This window comes from Loktanella salsilacus (assembly GCF_900114485.1).
GTDB lineage: Bacteria > Pseudomonadota > Alphaproteobacteria > Rhodobacterales > Rhodobacteraceae > Loktanella > Loktanella salsilacus.
In genome coordinates this window covers 1-3,681 of sequence record NZ_FOTF01000061.1, presented here as the reverse complement: position 1 = coordinate 3,681, position 3,681 = coordinate 1, and the positions used below count along the sequence as shown (strand labels likewise).

Genomic DNA, 3,681 nt, shown 5'->3' with positions numbered 1-3,681 from the left:
CGTTCTGGTGAGTATCCCACGTCATTGTCCTATCCCGCCCACCTGAAAATTAGAGAAAAGTAGAGCAGCGGACAACAACCCTGACAGAGGGGGGATGCTTTCATTTCGAAATCCTTGATCTCCATCGTGGTGAAGATCAGCAGACAGCGAATCAGAGCTTACGTCAGTGTTTAGTTTTCGGGAACCACCGAACTTCGGATCCGGTTCGCCAGAGTTGCGCATTGAAGCTGCGTGCTTCCACTGCGCTTCCACACCGGAATCGCGAACGCAGAAAGCCACCCGCAGGTGGCTGGTAACATATTGATATTACGAGGAAGATTTGATTGCGGGAGGCCGCAGCCAGCAATGTCGAACTAGATTGACCTGCATGGTCCGCTAGAGCCAATGTCATCAGAAAAAATGCAATTCTGATCCTTGAACAAGATGACCATTCGACGGCCCCAGCCATAACTGCCGCTGACGGCCCATAGCCGCCTTCCAGCGACCATCCCGAGTGCTGCGACGCGGCCCGTCATTTCGGCCATTCGCGCATGGCGCAGCATCAAGGTCCGGTCAGCGGACAAAGAAAGCCTTAGCTCCGCTTGGCTAAAGGTCCGCTTTCGGCACAGCTACAAGATTGTCTTTTTTGAGAGATGGCGAGGTTCTGGATCCACAGTCTGGACCATTAGGCCTGAGCCGCATTATTTGGCGTTCTCGACCAACCAGGTGGTCATCTCATCAATCTCACCGACCTGCGCGGCAATAATTTCGCCTGCAAGTTCGATCATCTGTGGGTCATCGCCATACTCAAGCAGAACCTGGGCCATGTCTATTGCCCCGTGGTGGTGGGCTATCATGGCGCAAGCGAATGCCACGTCGGCATCTTCCCGCATCATGCCTTCCTCCATCGCAGGCATGGTTGTAGCCATTCTGCGCATGTTTTCCTGCACATGCTCTGGCATGGCATCAAAACCAGCAATTTCTGACCCCATGTCGCCCGCCTGATCTCCGTGGCCCATGGCAGAATGATCCCTATCGCTCCTAGCAGACATGTCGGTGCACTGTTCAGGAAGTTGGAAACTGGCATCCTGCGCCCAAGCCGGTGCAGAAAACGCAAACGCCGCAAGGGCAGTTACGAAGACCGGCTTTATTATGTTCATTTTGAATTCTCCTGTTTCTATCATTTCGAAATGGGTAGGTGCAGAGCGTTTCAGGCTGCGAACCACATCGCCAGCATCCAGAGGCCCATGCCGAGCATGATCAGGTTCTCGCTGAGCGAGATGAATCCGAGCGACACATTTGATCCACCGCCAACACAGGCGCATTTTAGGTCGCGCTTTTCGATATAGACCGCCTTGATGACGCTGACCGCACCGATGGTGCCGATGAAGATGGCCACTGGGGCTACCAGCCAGACCAGAGCGCTGCCGGTGCCGATCAGCGCCATCATGCCCACGCCCGCATAGAGTTCGGCGAAAGGATAGGCATAGCCGTAGGGGACGTATTTTCGGGCCAACAGATCGTAGCCAAGAAAGCCGTTCACGAAGCCCTCGACGTCTTGCAGCTTCTGGATCGCAAGGACGACCATCGAGGCGGCGAAAAACCACTTGAGGAACGTGAGGAAGGGAAAGCCGTCGTATAGGTTCAGAACGATGGCCAGTGCCATCAGCGCCGTGGAGGCGAAGATTGCGGTCACCGGCGTGTAGGTCGTGTCGTCCTTTCCCAGAACCTTGTAACCGAAGTGTTTCTTGAGATCAGTGTAGCCACCAACCTGTTCGCCGCTGATAAAAGTGATCGGTGTCGTCGCGACCCCATGCGCTTTCTTGAACGCGTCCACTTCGTCGCGGGTCGTGAGCAGGTTGTCATCTACCGTGTAGCCCTTACGCTCCAGAATGGACTTGGACTTCAGGCCGAAGGGACACAGGTGACCTGGCATGGCCATCCGATAGAGGGATGCGGTTTTTCCCGTGCCTTCGCTCTTGGTGCGTGCGGTATTCGGGCCGTCTATCATATCTGTCGCCGGCATAACGGGTTCTCCATTTGTCTGATGTCGGTCACTTGTATTGCTCGTCGCGGGCGGTGCCTGCAGGCGCATCTCCGTTCGCTTCGATATCGGTGATGTAGAGCTTCATTTCTGCAATTTCGGCGAGCTGCGCGTCGATGATCGCATCGGCGAGTGCGCGCACACGCGGATCGGAAATGTTGGCGCGCTCGCTGGTCAAGATCGCAATGGAATGGTGCGGGATCATCGCCTTCATCCACGCCACATCGCCTACCGTTGACTGCGTGCGAACAAGACCGACGCCGACTGCGAACGCTGCCAGCGCGCCGACGATGATCGCGATGTTCGCGCGTTTATTGGAATACATGCCCAGCATGAATGCGAGCATCACGATGGCCATGGCCCCTCCCATGTAGAGAGCCATCCACATGCGGGTCTGCGAGAAGAAAACATGATCGAGTGCATAGGTGTTGAGATACATCAGCCCGAACATCACGACCGTCGAGGTTGCGATCATTGCGAGGAAACGTCCGTATCCGCCGCCCTTGTCGCCGGACCTATCGTGATGCGTCGAATTTGAGTTCATTGTAGGGTCGTCCCGCTGTGCCATTGCCTGTCTCCTTGATATACCCATGGTGGGTATACAACTAAGAAGTCGATAGCCGGTTCCAAACCACAGGGAGACGTAGAACGTGAAGGCAAACAAGGATAGGACACTGGACCGGCTTTCTCGGCTTGAAGGTCAGGTGCGAGGAGTAGCACGCATGGTCGAAACGGATCGTTACTGCATGGATATCCTTGCGCAGACGGCCGCCATTCGGTCCGCAATCTTGGGCGTTGAAAAGCTCATTCTAGAGAACCACGCAGAGCATTGCGTCGAGACTGCCATCCAGAGCGGCGACCCGGATGAGCAGCGCGCTAAGTTCGGTGAACTGATCGGTCTTCTGCAAAAGGCGTCGCGGTAGGCTTTTCGGATCGAGAAAGCATTAGGTCCGCTAAAATGCCCTCATTTGGACGAACGCCAACCCCCTTGATTACCGCTGCAATATACCCTCAGTCCAAGCCCAAACTGCCGTGAAGCAATCTGGCTACACCTTAAAAGCAGTCATTCGCCGCATAGCAGAAAACATGTAATCTGGGCTCATTGCCGACTTACGCTGCGGCGGGATACGAAATCAGCGCGAAATCGGAAGGCGAGCAGCGGCAGTGCGGACAAAGTGAGCTTTCGCCGCGCTCGCACCAATGTCTGGTGATGTCGAAGCCACATTGGGATGGGGCGATACCTCAACACGAAGGTTCGGTAGTTGCCACCGATTTAAAGCGGTTGTCCGGTTGTCGAAAGGTCTTCGTTTCGGAAAATTAAACTTGCAGGTTTCCGCGGTTCTGCACGGTATGGACGCAATGCCCGAAGAATGGAAAAAATGTGGCTCTTTGAACACAATTCCGTTACCAAGTCTTATACCTGCAAGTCGCCAGACATTACCCAATGCGGTGATGATCAGTGAGGCGAGTTCACGATCACAAGTAACCAAGCTGTTTTTCACTGAATAAATCGCCCGCTCTTGTTCGCTGTGGACAGGGGGCAGGAAAACTTGGAGTCGCATTATGTCTAAGAGTCTGATTCAAAACTAACTGCACCTTCTCAATCCCTTGCGAGATGCCGTGTGACGCGTCTGATGTGTGCGATGAGGATCCAAGCC

Annotated in this window: 4 protein-coding genes; 1 reads left to right on the top strand and 3 read right to left on the bottom strand. The window is 54.6% G+C overall.

Annotated elements, in window-relative coordinates; genetic code table 11:
• Window positions 1-680: 680 nt before the first annotated feature.
• Genes BM131_RS19735 through BM131_RS19725 form a run of 3 tightly spaced genes read right to left on the bottom strand, consistent with a single transcriptional unit; the run spans window position 681 to window position 2,591 of the window.
• Window positions 681-1,139 carry a DUF305 domain-containing protein gene (locus tag BM131_RS19735; RefSeq protein ID WP_090192174.1) on the bottom strand — a complete coding sequence of 153 codons (459 nt, stop codon included), beginning with the start codon at window positions 1,137-1,139 and terminating at the stop codon, window positions 681-683.
• A gap of 50 nt (window positions 1,140-1,189) precedes the next feature.
• Window positions 1,190-2,005, bottom strand: coding sequence for a MauE/DoxX family redox-associated membrane protein (locus tag BM131_RS19730; protein WP_425434323.1), 816 nt, complete (start codon window positions 2,003-2,005; stop codon window positions 1,190-1,192).
• Window positions 2,006-2,033: 28 nt separating this feature from the next.
• On the bottom strand, window positions 2,034-2,591 hold the full coding sequence (locus BM131_RS19725) for a DUF305 domain-containing protein (protein ID WP_245754345.1): 558 nt from the start codon (window positions 2,589-2,591) through the stop codon (window positions 2,034-2,036).
• 82 nt (window positions 2,592-2,673) lie between these two features.
• Here BM131_RS19725 and BM131_RS19720 point away from each other — a divergent pair, with 82 nt between their 5' ends.
• Window positions 2,674-2,946 carry a metal-sensitive transcriptional regulator gene (locus BM131_RS19720; protein WP_090192171.1) on the top strand — a complete coding sequence of 91 codons (273 nt, stop codon included), beginning with the start codon at window positions 2,674-2,676 and terminating at the stop codon, window positions 2,944-2,946.
• Window positions 2,947-3,681 lie beyond the last annotated feature (735 nt).